Origin of the sequence: Salibacterium halotolerans, from assembly GCF_900115625.1 — a bacterium.
Lineage (GTDB): Bacteria > Bacillota > Bacilli > Bacillales > Marinococcaceae > Salibacterium > Salibacterium halotolerans.
Window position 1 is genome coordinate 1 of record NZ_FOXD01000053.1, and the last position, 1,348, is coordinate 1,348.

Genomic DNA, 1,348 nt, shown 5'->3' on the forward strand with positions numbered 1-1,348 from the left:
ATTAGCTCCGGTTTCCCGGGGTTATCCCGGACTTTCAGGCAGGTTGCCCACGTGTTACTCACCCGTCCGCCGCTCGTTCCACAGGTTTCACCCCGGAGGGATCTACCTGCTTCCCGCGCTCGACTTGCATGTATTAGGCACGCCGCCAGCGTTCGTCCTGAGCCAGGATCAAACTCTCCAATAAAAAAGTTTGATGCTGTGCTGTGTTTCTTATCTGTATGACCGAAAAACGGTCATTTGAATTGACAGACGCTTGACTTTCATTCAATTTTCAAAGGGCAGTTTGTATGCCGCTTTTCAAAGCGACAATTGCAATTGTACCAACCCATTTAAGCAGAGTCAATACTTTTATGAAATTCTTTTTTGGTGGAGCCTAGCGGGATCGAACCGCTGACCTCCTGCGTGCAAAGCAGGCGCTCTCCCGGCTGAGCTAAGGCCCCGTGATTAAATGGTCGGGAAGACAGGATTTGAACCTACGACCTCTTCGTCCCGAACGAAGCGCTCTACCAAGCTGAGCTACTTCCCGTTCTTTGAAAGAATAAACTGCGAGTCCCGCAGTCAGCTGTACTTTCTGCATCAGGTTATATCCCTATGCTGTATGTTTTCATTACAAAATCAATTTAGGAATGTAATGAAAAAATGGTGCGCCCGAGAGGAGTCGAACCCCTAACCTTCTGATCCGTAGTCAGACGCTCTGTCCAATTGAGCTACGGGCGCATGATACATGGAGCGGAAGACGGGATTCGAACCCGCGACCCCCACCTTGGCAAGGTGGTGTTCTACCACTGAACTACTTCCGCATTTTGAAATAGTGAGCCATGGAGGATTCCGACGCGAAGCTAGTCCTGCAGCTTCCTGAAACAACGTCCCCGCTACAGGGAACCGTAGGTGAGAATCCTGCACACCTTTTGATTTGAAATGGTGAGCCATGGAGGATTCGAACCTCCGACCCTCTGATTAAAAGTCAGATGCTCTGCCAACTGAGCTAATGGCTCTCATCTATGAACAATACCACTTGCCGAAGAAAAAAATAAACCATAACGCAGATGGTATTTAAGTTATACATTTTATACTAATGTAAAAAAGCATGGTGCCGGCCAGAGGAATCGAACCCCCAACCTACTGATTACAAGTCAGTTGCTCTGCCAATTGAGCTAGACCGGCATAAATGGTGGAGGGTGACGGGATCGAACCGCCGACCTCCTGCTTGTAAGGCAGATGCTCTCCCAGCTGAGCTAACCCTCCACTAAAAAGCCTGGCGGCGTCCTACTTTCACAAAGGGTTGCCCCTTCATTATCATCGGCGCTGGAGAGCTTAACTTCCGTGTTCGGCATGGGAACGGGTGGGA

General features: G+C 49.6%; 7 tRNA genes and 2 rRNA genes. All 9 read right to left on the reverse strand.

Going from position 1 to position 1,348, the window contains the following annotated elements:
* Positions 1–184, reverse strand: a 16S ribosomal RNA gene (locus BM124_RS18420); the annotation flags it as partial.
* A 180-nt stretch (positions 185–364) separates the two neighbouring features.
* Positions 365–440 (reverse strand) — tRNA-Ala (locus BM124_RS18425).
* Positions 441–449: 9 nt separating this feature from the next.
* Positions 450–526: transfer RNA gene (locus tag BM124_RS18430), tRNA-Pro, on the reverse strand.
* A 114-nt stretch (positions 527–640) separates the two neighbouring features.
* Positions 641–717, reverse strand: a tRNA-Arg gene (locus tag BM124_RS18435).
* Between the two features lie 8 nt (positions 718–725).
* Positions 726–800, reverse strand: a tRNA-Gly gene (locus tag BM124_RS18440).
* A 119-nt stretch (positions 801–919) separates the two neighbouring features.
* A tRNA-Lys gene (locus tag BM124_RS18445) sits at positions 920–995 on the reverse strand.
* Positions 996–1,088: 93 nt separating this feature from the next.
* A tRNA-Thr gene (locus tag BM124_RS18450) sits at positions 1,089–1,164 on the reverse strand.
* Positions 1,165–1,169: 5 nt separating this feature from the next.
* Positions 1,170–1,245: transfer RNA gene (locus BM124_RS18455), tRNA-Val, on the reverse strand.
* Positions 1,246–1,253: 8 nt separating this feature from the next.
* Positions 1,254–1,348: ribosomal RNA gene (gene rrf / locus BM124_RS18460) — 5S ribosomal RNA — on the reverse strand; the annotation flags it as partial.